The 20,684-nt window shown below is 67.5% G+C and carries 22 protein-coding genes; 12 read left to right on the top strand and 10 right to left on the bottom strand.

Going from position 1 to position 20,684, the window contains the following annotated elements; translation table 11 throughout:
• Positions 1–20 precede the first annotated feature (20 nt).
• The 3 genes from ilvC to QTI33_RS24885 form a co-directional block, all read right to left on the bottom strand.
• A complete protein-coding gene (gene ilvC, locus QTI33_RS24895; protein ID WP_286509037.1) occupies positions 21–1,037 on the bottom strand; it encodes a ketol-acid reductoisomerase in 1,017 nt (338 codons plus the stop codon).
• Positions 1,038–1,080: 43 nt separating this feature from the next.
• A complete protein-coding gene (ilvN, locus tag QTI33_RS24890) occupies positions 1,081–1,572 on the bottom strand; it encodes an acetolactate synthase small subunit (protein WP_076998466.1) in 492 nt (163 codons plus the stop codon).
• Positions 1,573–1,710: 138 nt separating this feature from the next.
• Positions 1,711–3,495 carry an acetolactate synthase 3 catalytic subunit gene (locus QTI33_RS24885; protein ID WP_286509036.1) on the bottom strand — a complete coding sequence of 595 codons (1,785 nt, stop codon included), beginning with the start codon at positions 3,493–3,495 and terminating at the stop codon, positions 1,711–1,713.
• 285 nt (positions 3,496–3,780) lie between these two features.
• Between QTI33_RS24885 and QTI33_RS24880 the strand changes: the two genes are divergently transcribed.
• Genes QTI33_RS24880 through QTI33_RS24855 form a run of 6 tightly spaced genes read left to right on the top strand, consistent with a single transcriptional unit; the run spans position 3,781 to position 7,102 of the window.
• Positions 3,781–4,347, top strand: coding sequence for an RNA polymerase sigma factor (locus QTI33_RS24880; RefSeq protein ID WP_286509192.1), 567 nt, complete (start codon positions 3,781–3,783; stop codon positions 4,345–4,347).
• Positions 4,344–4,778, top strand: a complete 435-nt coding sequence (locus QTI33_RS24875) for a DUF3619 family protein (RefSeq protein WP_286509035.1) — start codon at positions 4,344–4,346, stop codon at positions 4,776–4,778. Before QTI33_RS24880 ends, QTI33_RS24875 begins: the two co-directional genes overlap by 4 nt.
• A gap of 14 nt (positions 4,779–4,792) precedes the next feature.
• The gene (locus QTI33_RS24870; RefSeq protein WP_286509034.1) at positions 4,793–5,545 is read left to right on the top strand and encodes a DUF3106 domain-containing protein; all 753 of its coding nucleotides are present in this window, start codon (positions 4,793–4,795) and stop codon (positions 5,543–5,545) included.
• A gap of 6 nt (positions 5,546–5,551) precedes the next feature.
• Complete coding sequence (locus tag QTI33_RS24865) at positions 5,552–6,103, top strand: RDD family protein (protein ID WP_286509033.1); 552 nt, start codon at positions 5,552–5,554, stop codon at positions 6,101–6,103.
• The gene (locus QTI33_RS24860) at positions 6,100–6,489 is read left to right on the top strand and encodes a diacylglycerol kinase (RefSeq protein WP_286509032.1); all 390 of its coding nucleotides are present in this window, start codon (positions 6,100–6,102) and stop codon (positions 6,487–6,489) included. The genes QTI33_RS24865 and QTI33_RS24860 overlap by 4 nt, the downstream gene beginning before the upstream one ends.
• A 19-nt stretch (positions 6,490–6,508) precedes the next feature.
• Positions 6,509–7,102, top strand: coding sequence for an LOG family protein (locus QTI33_RS24855; protein WP_286509031.1), 594 nt, complete (start codon positions 6,509–6,511; stop codon positions 7,100–7,102).
• A 9-nt stretch (positions 7,103–7,111) separates the two neighbouring features.
• On the opposite strand, the gene QTI33_RS24850 is transcribed toward QTI33_RS24855, so the two are convergent.
• Entirely contained in the window at positions 7,112–7,450 is a 339-nt protein-coding gene (locus QTI33_RS24850) for a P-II family nitrogen regulator (protein WP_286368035.1), read from the bottom strand.
• Complete coding sequence (locus tag QTI33_RS24845) at positions 7,447–9,141, bottom strand: NAD+ synthase (RefSeq protein WP_286509030.1); 1,695 nt, start codon at positions 9,139–9,141, stop codon at positions 7,447–7,449. Before QTI33_RS24845 ends, QTI33_RS24850 begins: the two co-directional genes overlap by 4 nt.
• A 107-nt stretch (positions 9,142–9,248) precedes the next feature.
• Between QTI33_RS24845 and QTI33_RS24840 the strand changes: the two genes are divergently transcribed.
• Positions 9,249–10,190: a DMT family transporter gene (locus tag QTI33_RS24840; RefSeq protein ID WP_286509029.1), complete on the top strand. Its 942-nt coding sequence runs from the start codon at positions 9,249–9,251 to the stop codon at positions 10,188–10,190.
• A gap of 10 nt (positions 10,191–10,200) precedes the next feature.
• Complete coding sequence (locus QTI33_RS24835) at positions 10,201–11,382, top strand: GNAT family N-acetyltransferase (protein WP_286509028.1); 1,182 nt, start codon at positions 10,201–10,203, stop codon at positions 11,380–11,382.
• A gap of 52 nt (positions 11,383–11,434) precedes the next feature.
• On the opposite strand, the gene ppa is transcribed toward QTI33_RS24835, so the two are convergent.
• Positions 11,435–11,962, bottom strand: a complete 528-nt coding sequence (gene ppa, locus QTI33_RS24830) for an inorganic diphosphatase (protein ID WP_286509027.1) — start codon at positions 11,960–11,962, stop codon at positions 11,435–11,437.
• 249 nt (positions 11,963–12,211) lie between these two features.
• Here ppa and QTI33_RS24825 point away from each other — a divergent pair, with 249 nt between their 5' ends.
• The gene (locus tag QTI33_RS24825) at positions 12,212–14,725 is read left to right on the top strand and encodes a sodium-translocating pyrophosphatase (protein WP_286509026.1); all 2,514 of its coding nucleotides are present in this window, start codon (positions 12,212–12,214) and stop codon (positions 14,723–14,725) included.
• Positions 14,726–14,752: 27 nt separating this feature from the next.
• Here QTI33_RS24825 and QTI33_RS24820 read toward each other — a convergent pair whose 3' ends face one another.
• From QTI33_RS24820 to QTI33_RS24805, 4 genes are all read right to left on the bottom strand, one after another.
• Positions 14,753–15,319: a hypothetical protein gene (locus QTI33_RS24820; protein WP_286509025.1), complete on the bottom strand. Its 567-nt coding sequence runs from the start codon at positions 15,317–15,319 to the stop codon at positions 14,753–14,755.
• Between the two features lie 230 nt (positions 15,320–15,549).
• Complete coding sequence (locus QTI33_RS24815; RefSeq protein WP_286509024.1) at positions 15,550–15,795, bottom strand: hypothetical protein; 246 nt, start codon at positions 15,793–15,795, stop codon at positions 15,550–15,552.
• Positions 15,788–16,135 carry a hypothetical protein gene (locus QTI33_RS24810; protein ID WP_286509023.1) on the bottom strand — a complete coding sequence of 116 codons (348 nt, stop codon included), beginning with the start codon at positions 16,133–16,135 and terminating at the stop codon, positions 15,788–15,790. The genes QTI33_RS24815 and QTI33_RS24810 overlap by 8 nt, the downstream gene beginning before the upstream one ends.
• Positions 16,136–16,195: 60 nt before the next feature.
• A complete protein-coding gene (locus tag QTI33_RS24805; RefSeq protein ID WP_286509022.1) occupies positions 16,196–17,758 on the bottom strand; it encodes a phospholipase D family protein in 1,563 nt (520 codons plus the stop codon).
• Positions 17,759–17,853: 95 nt separating this feature from the next.
• On the opposite strand from QTI33_RS24805, the gene QTI33_RS24800 reads away from it, so the two are divergent.
• Genes QTI33_RS24800 through QTI33_RS24790 form a run of 3 tightly spaced genes read left to right on the top strand, consistent with a single transcriptional unit; the run spans position 17,854 to position 20,654 of the window.
• Entirely contained in the window at positions 17,854–18,408 is a 555-nt protein-coding gene (locus tag QTI33_RS24800) for a peroxiredoxin (protein ID WP_444814886.1), read from the top strand.
• 17 nt (positions 18,409–18,425) lie between these two features.
• Complete coding sequence (locus QTI33_RS24795; RefSeq protein WP_286509021.1) at positions 18,426–19,859, top strand: aldehyde dehydrogenase family protein; 1,434 nt, start codon at positions 18,426–18,428, stop codon at positions 19,857–19,859.
• Between the two features lie 33 nt (positions 19,860–19,892).
• Entirely contained in the window at positions 19,893–20,654 is a 762-nt protein-coding gene (locus QTI33_RS24790; RefSeq protein ID WP_286509020.1) for an SDR family oxidoreductase, read from the top strand.
• The last annotated feature ends 30 nt before the right edge of the window (positions 20,655–20,684 follow it).

The raw sequence follows: 20,684 nt of genomic DNA, 5'->3' as shown, positions 1-20,684 counted from the left end.
TGCATCGGAAAGAATCCGGATCAGTTGCGGGTCTGGTCGACCAGCTTGTTCTTCTTGATCCAGGGCATCATCGCGCGCAGCTGTTCGCCCACGACTTCGATCTGGTGCTCGGCATTGATGCGGCGGCGGCTGATCAGCGCCGGCTGGCCGGCGGCCGCTTCGAGCACGAAGCTCTTGGCGTATTCGCCGGTCTGGATGTCCTTCAGCACTTGCTTCATGACCTTCTTGGTCTCGTCCGTGACGATGCGCGGGCCGGTCACGTACTCGCCATATTCGGCGTTGTTCGAGATCGAGTAGTTCATGTTGGCGATGCCGCCTTCATAGATCAGGTCGACGATCAGCTTGAGCTCGTGCAGGCATTCGAAGTAGGCCATCTCGGGGGCGTAGCCGGCTTCCACCAGCGTCTCGAAGCCGGCCTTGATCAGTTCGACCGTGCCGCCGCACAGCACCGCTTGCTCGCCGAACAGGTCGGTCTCGGTTTCTTCGCGGAAGTTGGTCTCGATGATGCCGGCCTTGCCGCCGCCGTTGGCGGTGGCGTACGACAGGGCCAGGTCACGCGCCTTGCCGCTCTTGTCCTGGTGCACGGCCACCAGGTGGGGCACGCCGCCGCCCTGGGTGTAGGTGCTGCGCACGGTGTGGCCCGGTGCCTTGGGAGCGACCATCCAGACGTCGAGGTCGGCGCGCGGCTGCACGAAGCCGTAGTGCACGTTGAAGCCGTGGGCGAAAACCAGCGAAGCGCCTTCCTTGATGTTCGGCGCGACGTCGTTCTTGTAGACGCTGGCGATCTGCTCGTCGGGCAGCAGGATCATGACCACGTCGGCGGACTTCACCGCCTCGGCCACTTCGGCGACCTTGAGGCCGGCCTTGCCGACCTTGTCCCATGAGGCGCCGCCCTTGCGCAGGCCGACCACGACCTTGACGCCGCTGTCGTTCAGGTTCTGCGCGTGTGCATGGCCCTGGCTGCCGTAGCCGATGATCGCGACGGTCTTGCCCTTGATGAGGCTCAGGTCCGCGTCCTTGTCGTAATAGACTTTCATGAGAGTGCTCCTTCGTTGATTCGGTGGGTGTGGATGAGGGGGTTCAGACGCGCAGGATGCGCTCGCCGCGGCCGATGCCGCTGGCGCCGGTACGGACGGTCTCGAGGATTGCGCCGCGATCGATGGCTTCGAGGAAGGCGTCGTTCTTGCCGTGGTCGCCGGTGAGCTCGATGGTGTAGCTCTTGTCGGTCACGTCGATGATGCGGCCGCGGAAGATCTCGGCCATGCGCATCATCTCTTCGCGCTCCTTGCCGACCGCGCGCACCTTGACCATCATGAGCTCGCGCTCGGTGTAGGCGCCTTCGGTGAGGTCGACCACCTTGACCACCTCGATCAGGCGGTTCAGGTGCTTGGTGATCTGCTCGATCACGTCGTCCGAGCCCGCGGTGACGATGGTCATGCGCGACAGGCTCGGGTCCTCGGTCGGCGCGACGGTGAGCGATTCGATGTTGTAGCCGCGGGCCGAGAACAGGCCGACGACGCGGGAGAGTGCACCGGGCTCGTTCTCGAGCAGCACGGCAATGATGTGTTTCATGTCAGCAGGACTCCTCTTTTCGCCGCCCTCCCCCGTGCACGGTAATGCGCGGGCTCGACAAGCGATTGAATCGTCTCAAAAAGGGGTTGAAACCCGGTCCTTCGGACACGGGGACTTGTGGCTTCGCTTTCGCTCGCGCTAGAGGTCTTCGGAACCCAGCAGCATCTCGGTGATGCCCATGCCCGCCTTGACCATCGGGAACACGTTCTCGGTCGGGTCGGTGCGGAAGTCCATGAACACGGTGCGGTCCTTGAGCTTGCGCGCCTCGCGCAGCGCCGGCTCCACGTCCTGCGGCCGTTCGATCAGCAGGCCGACGTGGCCATAGGCCTCGGCCAGCTTCACGAAGTTGGGCAGCGCGTCCATGTAGCTGTGGCTGTAGCGGCCCGAGTACTCGATCTCCTGCCACTGGCGCACCATGCCGAGGTAGCGGTTGTTGAGCGAGCAGATCTTGATCGGCGTGTTGTACTGCAGGCAGGTCGAGAGCTCCTGGATGCACATCTGCACCGAGCCTTCGCCGGTGACGCAGAACACTTCCGACTCGGGCTTGGCGAGCTTGATGCCCATCGCGTACGGAATGCCCACGCCCATCGTGCCCAGGCCGCCCGAATTGATCCAGCGCCGCGGCTCGTCGAAGCGGTAGTACTGCGCGGCCCACATCTGGTGCTGGCCGACGTCGGACGTGATGTAGGTGTCGGCGTCCTTGGTCATGTTCCACAGCGTCTCGATGACGTACTGCGGCTTGATCACCTCCTTGTTGCCGCGGTCGTACTTGAGGCAGTCCTTGCCGCGCCATTCCTCGATGGTGCTCCACCAGCTGGCCAGCGCGCCGGCGTCGGGGCGCGTGGTGCTCTCGCGGATCATCGAGATCAGCTCGGTCAGCACGTCCTTGACGTCGCCGACGATCGGGATGTCGACCTTGACGCGCTTGGAGATGCTCGACGGGTCGATGTCGACGTGGATGATCTTGCGTTCGTTCTGGGCGAAGTGCTTCGGATTGCCGATCACGCGGTCGTCGAAGCGCGCGCCCACGGCCAGCAGGACGTCGCAGTTCTGCATCGCGTTGTTGGCTTCGATGGTGCCGTGCATGCCCAGCATGCCGAGGAACTTGCGGTCGCTGGCCGGATAGGCGCCCAGGCCCATCAGCGTGTTCGTGACCGGGTAGCCGAGCATGTCGACCAGGGTGCGCAGCTCGTTGGTGGCGTTGCCGAGCAGCACGCCGCCGCCGGTGTAGATATAGGGCCGCTTGGCCGTCAGCAGCAGCTGCAGTGCCTTGCGGATCTGGCCGCCGTGGCCCTTGCGCACCGGGTTGTACGAGCGCATCTCGACCTTGTCGGGATAGCCGCTGTAGGGCACCTTCTTGAAGGAGACGTCCTTCGGCACGTCGACCACCACCGGCCCGGGGCGGCCGCTGCGGGCGATGTGGAAGGCCTTTTTCATGGTCATCGCCAGGTCCTTGGGATCCTTGACGAGGAAGTTGTGCTTGACGATCGGCCGCGTGATGCCGACGGTGTCGCATTCCTGGAAGGCGTCGAGGCCGATTGCGGCGGTCGGCACCTGCCCCGAGATGATCACCATCGGGATCGAGTCCATGTAGGCCGTCGCGATGCCGGTGACCGCATTGGTCAGGCCGGGACCGGAAGTGACCAGCGCGACGCCGACATCGCCGGTGGCGCGGGCATAGCCGTCGGCCGCGTGGACGGCGGCCTGCTCGTGGCGCACCAGCACGTGCTGGATGGTGTCCTGCTTGTAGAAGGCGTCGTAGATGTAGAGAACCGCGCCGCCGGGGTAGCCCCAGACGTACTTGACGCCTTCGGCCTGCAGTGCCTTGACCAGCACCTCGGCGCCCATGAGTTCTTGGGTTTGGTTGCCCATCCCGGAGGATGCGGCTGCTGCGGAAGTGAGTTCCGCCTTGGAGATTTCCATGATGAACCTTTGTGTTTTTTCGGGAACGAAAAACCTTGGGTGCCCCTTCGCCAGCTCTTTTGAAGCCGCGTCAGGACTTGAGGCCACAACCATGGGCGTATCTGTATACCGCCGGACCGTGACCCGTTTGCCTTTTGACTTGCGAGGCGGATTATGACACGCACGAATCCGCATAGGCGGCCCGAGCGGGCCCGATGGGGCCGGAGGCATAATCCGCGGCGACAAAAAGACAAACGTCCCCGAGACTTTTCCCCACGCGGCGCCCTTCCCCGGCGCCGGATTCGCTTGGCCACTGAAAAAGAACTTTCCGACTTCCTGAAGAGCGTCGAACGACGGGCATTCAAGCGCTCCGTCTACCACGTGCGGGACGAAGAGGCGGCGCTGGACATCGTGCAGGACAGCATGATGAAGCTCGCCGAGCACTACGGGGACAAGCCGGCCAACGAACTGCCGATGCTGTTCCAGCGGATCCTTTCGAACTGCACGCTGGACTGGTTCCGGCGCCAGAAGACCCGCCGGGCCCTGTTCTCGAACCTGAGCGACTTCGAATCGCTCGACGACGAAGGCGAATTCGACCTGCTCGAGCATGTCCAGGCCCCGACCGACACGCGTGAAAGCGAGAGCGCCGAGGACGCCACCCGGCGAACGCAGATCTTTCACGAGATCGAAGAAGAAATCGCCGCACTGCCAGGGCGTCAACGCGAGGCCTTTCTGATGCGTTACTGGGAGGAAATGGACGTCGCCGAGACGGCCGCCGCGATGGGCTGCTCCGAAGGGAGCGTCAAGACCCACTGTTCGCGGGCCGTGCACGCCTTGAGCAAGGCGCTCAAAGCCAAGGGAATTTCGCTATGAAACCAACAAACACCGCCCCGCCAGGGTCCGCCGTTGCCTTCGAAGAGCAATTCGGCCGCCGGGTCGCCGCGCGCCTGTCCGCCGGCAACCTCGATCTCTCGCACGAGGTCGGCGAGCGCCTGCGCGCGGCCCGCGTGCAGGCCGTGGCCCGCCGCAAGACCGTGCCGGAACTCCGAACGGCCCCGGTGGTGGTCGCCAGCGGCCGCGCCGCCGTGCTGGGGGGCGGCTGGTGGACGCGCATCGGCTCGGTGGTGCCGCTGGTCGCGCTGGCGGCGGGCCTGATGGCGATCAGCGTGATCCAGGAAGAACGCCGAACCGACGAACTGGCGGAAGTCGACTCGGCGCTCCTGACCGACGACCTGCCGCCCGCGGCCTACACCGACCCCGGCTTCGCCCAGTTCCTGAAGACCAGCGACGCTGGCGAGCGCTGATTCCCCCGCAACGAATGCTGCCTTCACTCCCCCTCTCTTCGGCGGCCGGCGTCCTGTGCGCGGCCGCGCTGGTGCTGGTCGCGTTCGAGAGTGCGGCCGGGCCGCCCGCCGACGCGCCGCCGGCCAAGGCGGTGGCGCCGGCCGTCAAGGCCGTGGCCAAGCCGGCCTGGCGCGACCTGACCGCGCGCCAGCAGCGGGCCTTGGAGCCCCTGGCTTCCACCTGGGACGAGCTGACCGAGCCCCATAAGCGCAAATGGCTGGCGATCGTGCGCGATTACGCGGAGATGTCGACCGCGGACCGTGAGATCCTGCACAGCCGCATGGAAGAGTGGGCCAAGCTGAGCAACCGGGAGCGAGCCCAGGCGCGGCTCAATTTCGCCGACGCGAAGCGCCTGCCCGCCGATGAGCGCAAGGCCAAGTGGGAGGCCTACCAGGCCCTCAGCGACGAGGAAAAGAGCCGGCTCGCCGCCAGCGCGCCGACGACCTCGCCAGGCGCGGCCGCGGCGATCCGTCCGGTTCCGCTTCAGAAGCTGGCGCCGGTGCCCGCGGCCGGTGCCGACCCTCAGCACACGCCGCGCATCCAGCTCGCACCACCGGCTGCGCCGATGGTCGTCGCGCGGCCGGCCGCTCCGGTGCCTGCCGCCACCGCCCCCGTCTCCGCCGAAGCGCAGGTCCCGCCGCCCGCCCCCAGCGCACCCGCTGCGGAGCCGCCGGTGGCATCGACCCCGCCGGTTCGCCAAGCCGAACAGCCATCGTCGGCGCCCTGACCGTCGATGGCATCCAGTTTCTCCGGCGCGACCGGTCCGCACGCGGCTGCCGGTGAGGACGCCGCCCCCCCGGCCACGCCCGGTCTCTGGCGCCGCATGGCCTGCTGGCTCTACGAAGGCATGCTGCTGTTCGCGGTGGTGTTCGTCGCCGGCTGGCTGTTCAGCACCCTGGGCCAGATGCGTGACGCGATGGATTCGCGGAGGCATCTGCTGCAGGCTTTTCTGTTCATCGTCTTCGGCGTCTACTTCGTCTATTTCTGGGCCAAGGGCCAGACCCTGGCGATGAAGACCTGGGGCATCCGCGTGGTCGACCGCCGCGGCCGGGCCCTGAGCCAGGGCCGGGCCCTGCTGCGCTACCTGCTGAGTTGGGTCTGGTTCCTGCCGCCGCTCGCGCTCATCGCCCCCTTCAAGCTCGGCGGCGGCGAAGCCGCCGTGCTGGTCCTCGGCTGGGTGGCGGTCTGGGCCCTGCTGGCGCGCTTCCATCCCGAGCGCCAGTTCTGGCACGACGCCTGGGCTGGCACCCGCTTGATCAGCTCCAGGCCGATGAGCCGGCGATGAGCGGCTCCGAGCCGGTCAATCCGCAGGCCCTGCGGCGCGGCATCCGGCGCGTCTGGCATGCCGCCCTGATCTCGGTGAACGGCTTTCGCGCCGGTTGGCGCGAGGCCGCCTTCCGCGAAGAAGTGGCCTGCGCCGTCGTGATGGTCCCGGCCGCCTTCTGGGTCGGCCGCAGTTGGGTCGAGGTGGCGCTGCTGGTTGCCACGGTGGTGCTGGTGCTGATCGTCGAACTGCTCAACAGCGCGATCGAGGCCGCCATCGACCGCATCGGGCCCGAATGGCATTCGCTGTCGAAGGCCGCCAAGGACCTGGGCAGCGCGGCCGTGCTGCTGTCGATCCTGCTGTGCGCTGGCGTCTGGCTGGCCGCTTTATGGCAAAGGTTCATCTAGGCGCGGCATGATCGGGGGCATGACTTCCCCCTCTTTTTCGATTTGCGTCTATTGCGGCTCGCGTCCCGGCGAGCGTCCCGAATTCACCGCCGTGGCGCAGGCGGTCGGCCGCTGGATCGGCGAGCGCGGCGGCCAGCTGGTCTACGGCGGCGGCCGCACCGGCCTCATGGGCAGCGTGGCCGAGGCCACCCGCGCGGCCGGCGGCCGGGTGGTCGGCATCATTCCCAAGGCCCTGGTCGACAAGGAACTCGCCAACCGCCAGAGCGACGAACTGCACGTGGTCGACACCATGCACGAGCGCAAGGCCATGATGGGCGAACGCGCCGACGCCTTCCTGGCCTTGCCCGGCGGCATCGGCACCTTCGAGGAACTGTTCGAGATCTGGACCTGGCGCCAGCTCGGCTACCACGACAAGCCGGTCGGCATCCTGAACGCCGGCGGCTACTACGACGGCATGCTGGCGTTCCTGGCGGAGAGCGTCCGCACGGGCTTCATGAACGACTGGCAGATGACCCTGGTGCGCACCGGCACCGACACCGGCGCCCTGCTCGAGGCCCTGGCCGAAGAAGCCAGGCAGCATCCCAAGGGCGACAAGCTCGCCGAAGTCCTCTAGCGGGCGAACCTATACAGCGGCTTCGTCTTCTTCGCCGGTGCGGATGCGGACCACGCGTTCGACGTTGGTGACGAAGATCTTGCCGTCGCCGATCTTGCCGGTGCGCGCGGCGCTGACGATGGCGTCGACGCAGCGCTCGACGTCGGCTTCGTTGACCACCACCTCGACGCGCATCTTCGGCAGGAAGTCGACCACGTACTCGGCGCCGCGGTAGAGCTCGGTGTGTCCCTTCTGGCGGCCGAAACCCTTGACCTCGGTGACGGTGAGTCCGGTGACGCCGACCTCGGCCAGGGCCTCGCGCACGTCATCGAGCTTGAACGGTTTGAGGATGGCGGTGATTTGCTTCATACGGTCTTTCTTCCGGCGGTTTCGTTGAACTTGCTGGTGATAGGGTAGCGCCAATCCTTGCCGAAGCTGCGATGGGTGACACGGATACCCACCGGCGCCTGGCGCCTTTTGTACTCGTTGATCTTGATGAGGCGCGCCACGCGCTCGACGACGGCACGCTCGTAGCCGGCGGCGATGATCTCGTCGATGCCTTCGTCGTCCTCCATGTAGCGCGCCAGGATGCCGTCCAGGATGTCGTAGGGCGGCAGGCTGTCCTGGTCGGTCTGGTCGGGCCGCAGTTCGGCGCTCGGCGGCCGGGTGATGATCCGCTCGGGGATCGGCTCGGTGCCGGTGCCGTAGGGGTCGTGCGCGTTGCGCCAGCGCGCGAGGGCGAACACGGTGGTCTTCAGCAGGTCCTTGATGACCGCGAAGCCGCCCGCCATGTCGCCATACAGCGTGCAGTAGCCGGTCGCCATCTCGCTCTTGTTGCCGGTGGTCAGCACGATCGAGCCGAACTTGTTCGACAACGCCATCAGCAGGGTGCCGCGGATGCGAGCCTGCAGGTTCTCCTCGGTCGTGTCCTCGGCCAGACCCTTGAACTCCTCGGCCAGCGCGCCGCGGAAAGATTCGAAGGTGTGCTTGATGGAGATCTCGTCGTAGCGCACGCCGAGCCGCTTGGCCATGTCGCGGGCGTCGATCCAGCTGATGTCGGCCGTATAGGGCGAGGGCATCATCACGGCCCGCACCCGGTCCTTGCCGAGCGCGTCGACCGCGATCGCCAGCACCAGCGCCGAATCGATGCCACCCGACAGGCCGAGGATGGCGCCCGGGAATCCGTTCTTGCCGATGTAGTCGCGCACGCCCACGACCAGCGCATCCCAGAGCTGGGCCTCGGGCGCGCGCGGGGCGGCGACGGCGGCCTCGCCGCGCACGAAGCCGACGCCGCTCGCGCGCCGTTCGAGCTGGGCGAAGACCAGGCGCTCCTGGAAGCTTTCGGCCTGCAGGGCCCTGCTGCCGTCGGCCTCGAGGGCGAAGGAGGCGCCGTCGAACACCACCTCGTCCTGCCCGCCCACCAGGTGCGCGTAGACCAGCGGCAGCCCCACCGCGGTGGCGCGCTCGGCCATGCGCGCGACCCGCTCGCCCTCCTTGCCGACATGGAAAGGCGAGGCATTGATGACCGCGAGGATCTCGGCGCCGCCGTCCTTGGCGAGCTGGGCCGGGGCGTCGAACCAGGCGTCCTCGCAGATCAGCAGGCCGACCTGGATGCCGCCGGCCTCGAAGACGCAAACGCCTTCGCCCGGCGTGAAGTAGCGGCGCTCGTCGAACACCTGGTAGTTCGGCAGTTCGCGCTTCGCGTAGGTGTCGAGGATGCGGCCCTCGCTCAGCACGCTGGCGGCGTTGTGGCGCAGTTGCACCGCGACCGACCGGCTGCGCAGGCTGCCGCCCGTGGGATGCCCCACCACCACCACCATGCCGTCGAGGTCGGCGAGCTCGGCGGCCACGGCACGCACCGCGTCGTCGCAGGCCGTGACGAAAGCCGGCCGCAGGAACATGTCCTCGGCGGCATAGCCGCAAATCGACAGTTCGGGCGTGAGCAGCAGGCGCGCCCCCTGGCCGTAGGCGTCGCGGGCCGCGTCGACGATCCTGCGGGCGTTGCCGCCGAGGTCGCCCACGACGAAATTGAGCTGCGCGATGGCGAGTTTCAGGGTCATGTCGATGTAGAAAAAAGGCTGGTCGATTATGTCATCGGCCTTCGAATCCCATGGCTTGCGGACCGCGTTCCACACGCCTCGACGCGGGCTGTTACCCTCGACGGGCGATGCGCACAGGTTCTTCTTCCCCCAGCTTCTCCGACGCCGTTGCGCCCCGGCCCCAGGGTAGGGCCTACCTGCTGCTGGTGCTGGCGACGCTGATCTGGGGCGCCAATGCCGTGGCGGCCCGGCTGGCGGTCGGCGAGGTCTCGCCGATGATGCTGACCTTCTCGCGCTGGATCGTCTGCTGCCTCGCCCTGGCCCTGAGTTCGCGGCGCGATATCTCGACGCACTGGCGGGCCTTGCGGCCGTCCTGGCGGCCCATCGCCTTGATGGGCACGCTCGGCTTCACCGGCTTCAACGCGCTCTTCTACGCCGCGGCGCATCACACCACCGCCATCAACATCGCAATCATCCAGGGCACCATTCCGGTGCTCGTGCTGCTGGGTGGCTTCGTCTTCTTCGGCAGCCGCATCGGCCTGCTGCAGATCGTCGGCGTGCTGGTGACGCTGACCGGCATCGTGGTCGTGGCGTCGCGCGGGCAGTTCGCGCTGCTGGCCGGCCTCGCCTTCAACATCGGCGACGTCTGGATCGTGCTGGCGTGCATGCTCTACGCCGGCTATGCGCTCGGGCTGCGCAACCGGCCGGCGGTGCCGGCCATCGTCTTCTTCGCCGCGATGGCGGCGGTGGCGGCACTGACCTCGGTGCCGCTGGTGGTGGCCGAGATCGCGACCGGCCACTTCTTCATGCCGACCGCCACCGGCCTCGCCCTGATCGTCTTCATCGGCCTGCTGCCGAGTTTCGTCTCGCAGATCTTCTTCATCCAGGCGGTGGCGGCGATCGGGCCGGCGCGCGCCGGGCTGTTTCTGAACCTGGTGCCGATCTTCGGCCCGCTGCTGGCGGTGCTGGTCCTCGGCGAGCCGCTGTCGGCCTACCATGCGCTCGCCTTGGCGCTGGTGCTGGGCGGCATCTACATCGCCGAGTCCTTCGGACCCGGCAAGCAACGCTGACCCCACGCCCTTGACCACGCCGATCGTCCGCATCCACCGTTCGCCGTCCGAGATCGACGCCGCCGACTGGGACGCGCTGCTGGCCCTGCAGCCTGCGCCCTCCCCCTTCCCGCGCCACGCCTACCTGGCTGCGCTCGATGCCAGCGCCAGCGCCTCGCCGGCGAGCGGCTGGACGCCGCAGTTCGTCACGCTGTGGCGCGGCAAGCGGTTGATGGCGGCCTGCCCGCTCTACGTCAAGGACCACTCGTACGGCGAGTACGTTTTCGACTGGGCCTGGGCCAACGCCTACGACCAGCACGGGCTGGCCTACTACCCGAAGGCGGTCTGCGCGGTGCCCTTCACGCCGGTGCCGGGGGCGCGCCTGCTGGCCCGCGATGCCGAGAGCCGCGCCTTGCTGGTGCAGGCCCTGGTCGCCTGGTGCAAGGAGGAAGAACTGTCGTCGCTGCACCTGCTGTTCGGCGCCGACGAGGACATCGCCGCCTGTTCGGAAGCCGGCCTGATGCTGCGCCATACGGTCCAGTTCCACTGGCACAACGCCGATTGGCAGGACTTCGACGCCTTCCTCGCCAGCCTCGCCCACGACAAGCGCAAGAAGATCCGCCAGGAGCGCCGCAAGGTGCGCGATGCCGGCGTCTCCTTCCGCTGGTCGCGCGGCAGCGACATTCGCGCGGCCGACTGGGATTTCTTCTATCGCTGCTATGCCCGCACCTACCGCGAGCACGGCAACCCGCCCTACCTGAACCGCGACTTCTTCCACCGCATGGCCGCCGACATGCCCGAGGCCTGGCTGCTGTTCATCGCCGAGCGCGACGGCAAGCCGATCGCGGCCAGCCTGATCGCGCTCGCGGCCGGGCCCGGCGGCGTGGACGACTCGCCGGCGCCACGGGTCGCCTACGGCCGCTACTGGGGCGCGCTCGAACGGGTCGACTGCCTGCATTTCGAGGCCTGCTACTACCAGCCGCTGCAGTGGTGCATCGAGCACGGCGTGCGTCGCTTCGAAGGCGGCGCCCAGGGCGAGCACAAGATGGCGCGCGCGCTGATGCCGGTGCGCACCACCAGCGCCCACTGGCTGGCCCACCCGGCCTTCGCCGATGCGGTCGAGCGCTTTCTCGAGCGCGAGGGCGCGGGCATCGAGAACTACCTGGACCACCTGGGCGAACGCAGCCCGTTCCGCCACCCCGAACCCCCATGAAAAAACGCCTCGCGGCAGGCACCGCGAGGCGTCGATCTCGAAACGGCGTCGTTTACTTCTTGTAGTTGGCGATGCCGTCCATGATTTCCTTCTTGGCGGCATCGATGCCTTCCCAGCCCAGCACCTTGACCCACTTGCCGGCCTCCAGGTCCTTGTAGTGCTCGAAGAAGTGCGTGATGGCCTTCAGGCGCATCGGGTTCACGTCTTCCACCGTCTTCCAGTGGCTGTAGATCGGCAGCACCTTGGTGGTCGGCACGGCCAGCACCTTGCCGTCGACACCGGCCTCGTCTTCCATCATCAGGATGCCGATCGGGCGGCACGGCACCACCACGCCGGGCACCAGCGCCCAGGGCGTGATCACCAGCACGTCGACCGGATCGCCATCGCCCGACAGCGTCTGCGGCACGTAGCCGTAGTTGGTCGGGTAGTGCATCGCGGTGGTCATGAAGCGGTCGACGAAGATCGCGCCCGACTCCTTGTCGACTTCGTACTTGATCGGGTCGGCGTTCATCGGGATCTCGATGACGACATTGAAGGCTTCGGGGGCGTCTTTGCCGGGGGAAACTTGGCCGAGGGACATGGTCTGTCTTTGGAGTAGTTGAAAGTGTTATCGGGATGCGGACAAACCCGAAGTTTACTTTCCATGTCACCGGACGGTCGCACACAAAGCCGTTTTTGCCTGTAAATTGCCCACGTTGGCCAATCGGTCCCTGCCCTTCGCGGCACCGGGGCTTCGAGGAAGCAACGCGGCGGAAGCACTGTCCCGTACGCGTTGCGCACCGGGTCCGGCTTTCGTCTCCATTAGTTACAACGAACGAACTGGAGAAGCATGACTGGCAACACCCCTCTCGTCCTCGCCATCGTCTGCGGCTTGGTGGCCGTGGCTTATGGCTTCTGGGCGCGCAGCTGGATCCTCGCGAAAGACCCGGGCAATGCCCGAATGCAGGAGATCGCGGCCGCGATCCAGACCGGCGCCGCGGCCTACCTCGCGAAGCAGTACCGCACCATCGCGATCGTCGGCCTGGTGCTGGCGATCCTGATCGCCCTCTTCCTCGACTTCACCACCGCCGTGGGCTTCGTGATCGGCGCCGTGCTCTCGGGCGCCTGCGGCTTCATCGGCATGAACGTCTCCGTGCGGGCCAACGTGCGCACCGCGCAGGCCGCCACGCAAGGCATCGGCCCGGCCCTCGACGTCGCCTTCCGCGGCGGCGCCATCACCGGCATGCTGGTGGTCGGCCTGGGCCTGCTGGGCGTGTCGGGCTTCTACTGGTTCCTGGTGGGCAACGGCGGCCTGACGCCGGACAAGAGCCTGGCCAGCCTGCTCAACCCGCTGATCGGCTTCGCCTTCGGCTCCTCGCTGATCTCGATCTTCGCCCGGCTCGGCGGCGGCATCTTCACCAAGGGCGCCGACGTCGGCGCCGACCTGGTCGGCAAGGTCGAGGCCGGCATCCCCGAGGACGATCCGCGCAACCCGGCGGTGATCGCCGACAACGTGGGCGACAACGTCGGCGACTGCGCCGGCATGGCCGCCGACCTGTTCGAGACCTACGCCGTGACCTTGATCGCCACCATGGTGCTGGGCGCACTGATGGTGGCCGCGGCGCCGGTCAACGCGGTGTTGTATCCGCTGGCGCTGGGCGGCGTGTCCATCATCGCGTCGATCATCGGCTGCTTCTTCGTCAAGGCCTCGCCGGGCATGGTCAACGTGATGCCGGCGCTCTACAAGGGCCTCGCGGTGGCGGGCATCCTGTCGCTGATCGCCTTCTGGTTCGTCACCGCATGGCTGATCCCCGACAACGCGATCGCCGCCACCGGCAGCCAGCTGAAGCTGTTCGGCGCCTGCTTCGTCGGCCTGGCGCTGACGGCGGCGCTGGTGTGGATCACCGAGTACTACACGGGCACGCAGTACAAGCCCGTGCAGCACATCGCGCAAGCCTCGACCACCGGCCACGGCACCAACATCATCGCCGGCCTCGGCGTCTCGATGCGCTCCACCGCCTGGCCGGTGATCTTCGTCTGCATCGCCATCCTGGCCTCCTACATGCTGGCCGGCCTCTACGGCATCGCGGTGGCCGCCACCGCCATGCTGAGCATGGCCGGCATCGTGGTCGCGCTCGACGCCTACGGCCCCATCACCGACAACGCCGGCGGCATCGCCGAGATGTCGGAGCTGCCGGCCAGCGTGCGCGACATCACCGACCCGCTCGATGCCGTGGGCAACACCACCAAGGCCGTGACCAAGGGCTACGCGATCGGCTCAGCCGGCCTCGCGGCACTGGTGCTGTTCGCCGACTACACCCACAAGCTCGAGAGCTACGGCCTCGCCATCAGCTTCAACCTGAGCGACCCGATGGTGATCGTCGGCCTCTTCATCGGCGGCCTGATCCCCTACCTGTTCGGTGCCATGGCCATGGAAGCCGTGGGCCGCGCGGCCGGCTCGGTGGTCGAGGAGGTGCGCAGGCAGTTCCGCGAGATCCCCGGCATCATGGAAGGCACCGGCAAGCCCGAGTACGGCCGGGCCGTGAGCATGCTGACCGGCGCGGCGATCAAGGAAATGATGATCCCCTCGCTGCTGCCGGTGGTGGTGCCGATCCTGGTCGGCCTGCTGCTCGGACCCAAGGCCCTCGGCGGCCTGTTGATGGGCACCATCGTCACCGGACTGTTCGTCGCCATCTCGATGTGCACCGGCGGCGGCGCCTGGGACAACGCCAAGAAGTACATCGAGGACGGCCACCATGGTGGCAAGGGCTCCGAGGCGCACAAGGCCGCGGTCACCGGCGACACCGTGGGCGACCCTTACAAGGACACGGCCGGCCCGGCGGTCAATCCGCTGATCAAGATCATCAACATCGTGGCCCTGCTGATCGTGCCGCTGGTGGTGAAGTTCCATGCTGGCGATGCGGGCGCGATGACGGCGCCCGCGGTGGCCCCGCCCCCGGTCAGCGCGCCGGCCGCACCGGCACCGGGACCCGCCGCGGCGGCCCCTGTCGCGGCGCCGGTCGCCGCCGCCGACGGCGGCGCCTCGATCAAGACCGAGGGCGGCGTGGTCAAGTTCTACTTCGCCACCAACAGCGCCGAAGTGCCTGCCGGATCCAGCGCGGCGCTGGCCGAGGTCGTGAAGGCGGTGCAGAGCGGAGGCCGGGTGCTGGTGAGCGGCTACCACGACGCCAGCGGCGATCCCGAGAAAAACGCCGAACTCGCCAGGCAGCGGGCGATGGCCGTGGGTTCCGCGCTCAAGATCGCCGGCGTGCCCGAAGACAAGCTCGAACTCGCCAAGCCCGCCCAGGCCCAGGCCGACGGGCCGCCGGCCGAAGCGCGCCGGGTCGAAGTCAAGCTGCAGTAGCGCCCGGCCAGCGGGGCTGCGCGCCGCTCAGTTGAGGCTGGCGCGCTGCACCGGCAGCGCGCCCTGCTCGGTGCGCAGCGGCACGCCCTGCAGGGTGTCGAAATCCGACGGTGCCTCGGGCACCCGCATTTCCTCGAGTTCATGCAGCGAGGCCACCCAACGGCCGGCGGCGGACTCAGCCGGCTCGTCGTTGGTGAAGATGCCGTCGCGGATGTAGAAGGTCTCGCCCGCCGGGCGCTCCATGTGGAGCTCGATCAGGCGCGCGATCGGGAAGGTGTAGGTGACCAGCTTTTCCTTCGTCTTGCGGTCCTTGGCGCCGCAGTTGAAGAAGCCTTCGGCCGCGATCACGATGCACGAACCCTCGACCGAGCTGTCGATGTCGCCGCCGCAGCGCCAGATGGCGGTCGGCAGCCGCACGCGCACCTTGTCGATGACCAGGTCGCGCTGCTTGTTGAGCCCATTGAGCGGCGGCACCAGCGAACGCAACTGCCGCAGGCGTTCGGCAAAGTTGTCGTCGATGCAGAACTCGACATGGTGCGTTGCGCCGCCCGAGCGCTTGACGACCTGCATGATGACGTGACGCAGCTGGCTCACAGAAGCCGTCCTTTCGCAAGCATTCGAGTCAGTTTCGACCCGTTGCAGGCAATGGTATTCATTGGAAGCATTGAATCTACTCAATTAGAACTTAGGTATTGGCACAATCTGTTGCACCAATTGTTTCTAACTGTAGTCCGAATTGCCTTCAATGGATAGGCAACACGAAGTATTAAATTGACTCAATCAATTATCAATGGACTGCCGATAGCCATCGCTGGCTCGCCCTGTCAGGCCCCGCCGCCGGCTTCCACCAGTTCGTCGAGTGCCTTGCAGGACGGCGCGCAGACGGTCTGCGACTTGCCCAGCAGCTGCCGGGTTCGCATTTGGGAGCGCACCCGATGCTTGCCGCACATGAAGCAGGACATGGTGGCGCCGCTGAAGGACGCCGAGGCCCGGAACGGCGAGCCTGGTGCCTTGGCCTTGTAGCGCAGCCCGTCGGCCACCACGGCGGTCTTGACCTCGGCCTTACTCATGGGCGGCTTCCGGTCCGGCGGCGCGCATGGCGCGTTCGATGGCCTTGCGGGCGGCCAGTTCGGCGGCCAGCGAGGCGTCGAGCGCCGAGCGGCACAGGCCGGCATGCTGGTAGTTGAGGTTTTCGTACACCTCGGAGGCGGCCGGATAGGCGTCCAGCAGCTGGCCCAGCTCGGAGCCGGCCTCGGCATCTCGGAATTGCTCGACCAGGTGCGTCACCACCGACCGGTATTGCTCGGGGCCTACCGGCACGGCGCTGTGTTCCAGCCGCTCGAGGAGCTGGGCCAGGACATGCGTGACGGCCAGATCGGCCTTGTGCGCGGGGGTGTGGGTAGCGTTCATGCACGGCATGTGGGGCCGTGCCGAAGGATTGCAAGGGCGTGAAAGAACCATCCCCCGAGCCTACAACAGCATCTCCGGCACGATCGGGGCGATGAGGGAATTGTAGAAACGCTTGAAAAAGCCGGACTCGGGCTCCGATGTGAGGATCATCTCCTTTTCGCCGTCGGTGGTGAGCCATTCGAGGGCGCCGGTGCTCTTGTCCAGCCGCAGGCGGTAGGAATTCTGGAATTTGCTGATGTTGATCACCCGCAGCATTTCCCGCGCCAGCTGGGGGCTGTCGACCACCACCCCCATTTCGGTGTTCTGGGTTGCCGAGCGCGGGTCCAGGTTCATCGAGCCGATGAAGATGCGCCGCCGGTCGATCGCGGCCGTCTTGGCGTGCAGCCGGCCGAGCGAATTGCCGAACATGTCGAAGCGCTTGTTGGCCGTGGTGCGCGCGGGGCTCAGCTCGTAGAGGTCGGCGCCGCTGGCGAGCAGGCGCTCGCGGTAGCGCGCATAGCCGGTGTGGACCAGCGGCTCGTCGTTGGCGGCCAGGGAGTTGGTCAGCAGCGTCAGCTTGACCTTGCGCCGCGACAGGTCCTCGAACGCGGCCATCCCCTTCTCGCCCGGCACCAGGTAGGGCGAGGTCAGGTCGACTTCGAAGCGAGCATCCATCAGGAGGCCCCAGACCTTCATGGTGACGCTGGTCGCGAGCGCCTCGTCGGCGCTCATCGCGGCCGGCTTGGTCGGCGGATCGGCCACCGCATGCGCCTCGCCCCACAGCAGTCCCATGCGGCCGCCGTCGAGTTCCTCGGCGATCGGCCCGTAGCCGAGCACGTCCGAAGGCGGCAGCTCGATCTTCGGCGGCGGGGAGCTCATCCCGATCCAGGCATCGAAGTCGTCCGGGCCGCCCGGGCGGCCGCGCACGATCTCGGCGATCGGCCAGACCTGCTCGGCGTTCCAGTAGGCATCGAAGATCGCCTCGAACTCGGCCACCACCCGGCCGACCACCAGGGCGTCCATGTCGATGAAGTTCTGCGCCTGGCTGAGGACGAAGTACTCGTCCGCGATGTTGCGCCCGCCGACCACCGCCACCGCGCCGTCGGCGATGAAGAGCTTGTTGTGCATGCGGTGGTTGAGCCGCGGGATGTCCTGCGGCGAGGCGACGAAGCGCGACAGGAAGCCGTCGCGGCCGCAGCAGAAGGGGTTGAAGAGCCGAACCTCCACGTTGGGCGTGCGCGACAGCGCCAGCAGCGGCTGCTGGCTCTTCGCGGTGTAGAGGTCGTCGACCAGCACCCGCACCTTGACACCGCGGGCGGCGGCTTCGCGCACGGCGCGCATCAGCAGCCGCCCGGTGGCGTCGTTCTCGAGCTGGTAGTACTGCACCACCAGCGATTGCTGAGCCCGCTGGGCGAGCTGGATGCGGGCATCGAGCGAATAGACGCCCAGCGGCATCAGCCGGAATCCCGAGTGCTCGCCCGGCGGCGTCGAATCGGCGACGATCTTTGCCAGCCGGGTCGAGCGATCGGGCGCCGCCGCGTAGTCGGCCGGGCGGTCGCGGGCGATCGGCAGCGAGCCGCAGGCGCCCAGCAGGGCGATGCCGGCGCCGAGCAGCGCCAGGCGAAACCAGCGGAGCAGGTCCATCCTCATAGGTCGTGTGCTTTCGTGGCGGCGGGCGGGCGTCGGGGACCACGGCATGCGGTCCTAGAATTCGAAACGCTTCCACCCGGGGTGACATCATGACGTTCTCGATCAGCGCACGCGCAATTTTCATGGCGGCCGCCACCGCGCTGGCCCTGCCGGCCGTTGCCGCGCTGGACATCGGCGACCCGGCGCCGAAATTCACGGCCAACGCGGCACTCGGCGGCAAGACCTTTCGCTATTCGCTCGCCGACGCGCTGGCCAAGGGCCCGGTGGTGCTCTACTTCTTCCCGGCGGCCGACTCGGCCGACTGCTCGATCGAGGCCCACGCCTTCGCCGAGGCCATCGACCAGTTCACGGCGCTCGGCGCCACGGTGATCGGGGTGTCGGCCGACGACATCGACACGCTGGCGAAGTTCTCGGTCAAGTCCTGCCAGAGCCGGTTTCCGGTCGCCTCCGACGAGGCCAAGACCGTGATCGAGGGCTTCGACGCCCTGATGCAGACCCGGCCCGACTTCGCCAATCGCCTGTCGTACGTGATCGCGCCCAGCGGCAAGGTCGCCTACTACTATCAGAACCTGAATCCGGACAAGCACGTCGAGCGCATGCTCAACGCGCTGCGGGCCCTGCCGAAGGCGCCGCCTTCGCGCTGACCTTTAAGATTTGCCCCATGCAACTCAACTACATCGGCAACGAGAACGTTGCTTCCTCCTCCGGCCGCACGCTGCCGGTGATCGATCCTTCCGACGGCCAGCCCTTCGACGAGCTGCAGCGCGGCAACGCCGCCGACATCGACGCCGCGGTGCAGGCGGCGCGCCATTGCTTCGAGACCGGCTGGCACAAGGTCAGCGCGGCCGAGCGCGGCCGGCTGCTCTACAGGCTGTCGCAGAAGATCGCCGAACATGTCGACGAGCTGGCGCTGATCGAGCAGCGCGACTGCGGCAAGCCGGTCAAGCAGGCCCGCGCCGATGCGCTCGCGCTGGTGCGCTACTTCGAGTTCTATGCCGGCGCCTGCGACAAGCTGCACGGCGAGACGATTCCCTACCAGGACGGCTACAGCGTCTTCACCTGGCGCGAGCCGCACGGCGTCACGGGCCACATCATCCCGTGGAACTACCCGATGCAGATCTTCGGGCGCAGCGTCGGCGGCGCCCTGGCCGCGGGCAACGTCTGCGTGGTGAAGCCGTCCGAGGACGCCTGCCTGTCGCTGATCCGGGTCGCCAAGCTGGCGGCCGAAGCGGGCTTTCCGCCCGGGGCGCTGAACATCGTCACCGGCCTGGGCCATGAGGTCGGCGACGCCCTCGCGCGCCACCCGGGCATCGACCACATCAGCTTCACGGGCAGCCCCAAGGTGGGGACGCTGATCCAGCAGGTGGCCGCCGAGCGGCATTGCCCGGTGACGCTCGAGCTCGGCGGCAAGAGCCCGCAGATCGTGTTCGCCGACGCCGACCTGGGCGCGGCGATCCCGGTGCTGATCAACGCCATCGTCCAGAATGCCGGCCAGACCTGTTCGGCCGGCTCGCGGGTGCTGATCGACCAGGCCATCTACGAGCCGCTGCTTGAGCGCCTCGGCCATGCCTTCGAGGCGCTGCGGGTCGGCCCGGCGGCGATGGACCTCGATGTCGGTCCGCTGATCCGCCAGACGCAGCAGCAGCGCGTCTGGGACTTTCTCTCGGACGCCCACGTGGCCGGCATTCCGATGGTGGCGCAGGGCGTGGTGGTCGACGAGGCGCCCGAAGCCGGCTTCTACCAGGCCCCCACCCTGCTGCGCGACGTGCCGGTGGACCACCGGCTGGCGCAGGAGGAAGTGTTCGGCCCGGTGCTGGCCGCGATGCCGTTCCGCGACGAGGACGAAGCCGTCGCGCTGGCCAACGCCACGCCGTTCGGCCTGGTCGCGGGCATCTGGACGAACGACGGCGGACGGCAGTTCCGGATGGCCAAGCGGGTCAGGAGCGGCCAGGTCTTCATCAACAACTACGGCGCCGGGGGCGGCGTCGAGCTGCCCTTCGGCGGTGTCAAGTCCTCGGGCTACGGGCGCGAGAAGGGCTTCGAGGCGCTGTACGGCTTCACCACGCTCAAGACCGTCGCTGTCAAGCACGGCTGAGCGACACATCACAAACGAACGGAGATCAGAGACATGCGGGTCAAGGACAAATCCATCATCGTGACCGGTGCCGGCGGCGGCATCGGCGAGGGCATCGCGAAACGGCTGGCGGCCGAGGGCGCGCAGGTCATCGTCAACGACATCAACCAGGCGCTCGGCGAGCAGGTGGTCGAGGCGATCCTGCGCGACGGTGGCCGGGCCTCGTTCTTCGCCGCCGATGTCACCAGATCCGAGGCGATGAAAGCCCTCGTCGACGCCGCCGTGCAGCGCCATGGCAAGCTCGACGTGATGGTCAACAACGCCGGCTGGACGCACCGCAACCGGCCGGCGCTGGAGGTCAGCGAGGACGAGTTCGACCGCTGCTATTCGGTCAACGTCAAGAGCATCTACCTGTCGACCATCCATGCGGTGCCGGCCTTGCGGGCCAACGGCGGCGGATCGTTCATCAACATCGCCTCGACGGCGGGCGTGCGCCCCCGCCCCGGCCTCACCTGGTACAACGGCTCCAAGGGCGCCGTGATCACGACCAGCAAATCGCTGGCCGCCGAGCTCGGACCCGACAACATCCGGGTCAACTGCATCAACCCGGTGTTCAACCCGGACACCGGCCTGGCGGCCGAGTTCGCCGGCGGTCCGGTCACCGAAGAGCGCAAGGCCAAGTTCCGCGCCACCATCCCGCTGGGCCGCTTCTCCACCGCGCTCGACGTCGCCAACGCGGCGCTCTACCTGGCCAGCGACGAGGCCGCGTTCATCAGCGGGGTCTGCATCGAGGTCGATGGCGCCCGTTGCGTCTGATCCACCTCAAGGCCTTGCCACCGTATCAGG

It is taken from the genome of Variovorax davisae, from assembly GCF_030316845.1.
Taxonomy (GTDB): domain Bacteria; phylum Pseudomonadota; class Gammaproteobacteria; order Burkholderiales; family Burkholderiaceae_C; genus Variovorax; species Variovorax davisae.
Note: the sequence above shows the minus strand (reverse complement) of the source record. Positions and strands in the feature narration are given on the sequence as shown.

Bases quoted from the DNA above. Each gene is read 5' to 3' on its own strand.
- ilvC (WP_286509037.1), bottom strand. From the start codon at position 1,037: ATGAAAGTCTATTACGACAAGGACGCGGACCTGAGCCTCATCAAGGGC.
- ilvN (WP_076998466.1), bottom strand. From the start codon at position 1,572: ATGAAACACATCATTGCCGTGCTGCTCGAGAACGAGCCCGGTGCACTC.
- QTI33_RS24885 (WP_286509036.1), bottom strand. From the start codon at position 3,495: ATGGAAATCTCCAAGGCGGAACTCACTTCCGCAGCAGCCGCATCCTCC.
- QTI33_RS24875 (WP_286509035.1), top strand. From the start codon at position 4,344: ATGAAACCAACAAACACCGCCCCGCCAGGGTCCGCCGTTGCCTTCGAA.
- QTI33_RS24870 (WP_286509034.1), top strand. From the start codon at position 4,793: ATGCTGCCTTCACTCCCCCTCTCTTCGGCGGCCGGCGTCCTGTGCGCG.
- QTI33_RS24865 (WP_286509033.1), top strand. From the start codon at position 5,552: ATGGCATCCAGTTTCTCCGGCGCGACCGGTCCGCACGCGGCTGCCGGT.
- QTI33_RS24860 (WP_286509032.1), top strand. From the start codon at position 6,100: ATGAGCGGCTCCGAGCCGGTCAATCCGCAGGCCCTGCGGCGCGGCATC.
- QTI33_RS24855 (WP_286509031.1), top strand. From the start codon at position 6,509: ATGACTTCCCCCTCTTTTTCGATTTGCGTCTATTGCGGCTCGCGTCCC.
- QTI33_RS24850 (WP_286368035.1), bottom strand. From the start codon at position 7,450: ATGAAGCAAATCACCGCCATCCTCAAACCGTTCAAGCTCGATGACGTG.
- QTI33_RS24845 (WP_286509030.1), bottom strand. From the start codon at position 9,141: ATGACCCTGAAACTCGCCATCGCGCAGCTCAATTTCGTCGTGGGCGAC.
- QTI33_RS24840 (WP_286509029.1), top strand. From the start codon at position 9,249: ATGCGCACAGGTTCTTCTTCCCCCAGCTTCTCCGACGCCGTTGCGCCC.
- ppa (WP_286509027.1), bottom strand. From the start codon at position 11,962: ATGTCCCTCGGCCAAGTTTCCCCCGGCAAAGACGCCCCCGAAGCCTTC.
- QTI33_RS24825 (WP_286509026.1), top strand. From the start codon at position 12,212: ATGACTGGCAACACCCCTCTCGTCCTCGCCATCGTCTGCGGCTTGGTG.
- QTI33_RS24815 (WP_286509024.1), bottom strand. From the start codon at position 15,795: ATGAGTAAGGCCGAGGTCAAGACCGCCGTGGTGGCCGACGGGCTGCGC.
- QTI33_RS24810 (WP_286509023.1), bottom strand. From the start codon at position 16,135: ATGAACGCTACCCACACCCCCGCGCACAAGGCCGATCTGGCCGTCACG.
- QTI33_RS24805 (WP_286509022.1), bottom strand. From the start codon at position 17,758: ATGGACCTGCTCCGCTGGTTTCGCCTGGCGCTGCTCGGCGCCGGCATC.
- QTI33_RS24800 (WP_444814886.1), top strand. From the start codon at position 17,854: ATGACGTTCTCGATCAGCGCACGCGCAATTTTCATGGCGGCCGCCACC.
- QTI33_RS24795 (WP_286509021.1), top strand. From the start codon at position 18,426: ATGCAACTCAACTACATCGGCAACGAGAACGTTGCTTCCTCCTCCGGC.
- QTI33_RS24790 (WP_286509020.1), top strand. From the start codon at position 19,893: ATGCGGGTCAAGGACAAATCCATCATCGTGACCGGTGCCGGCGGCGGC.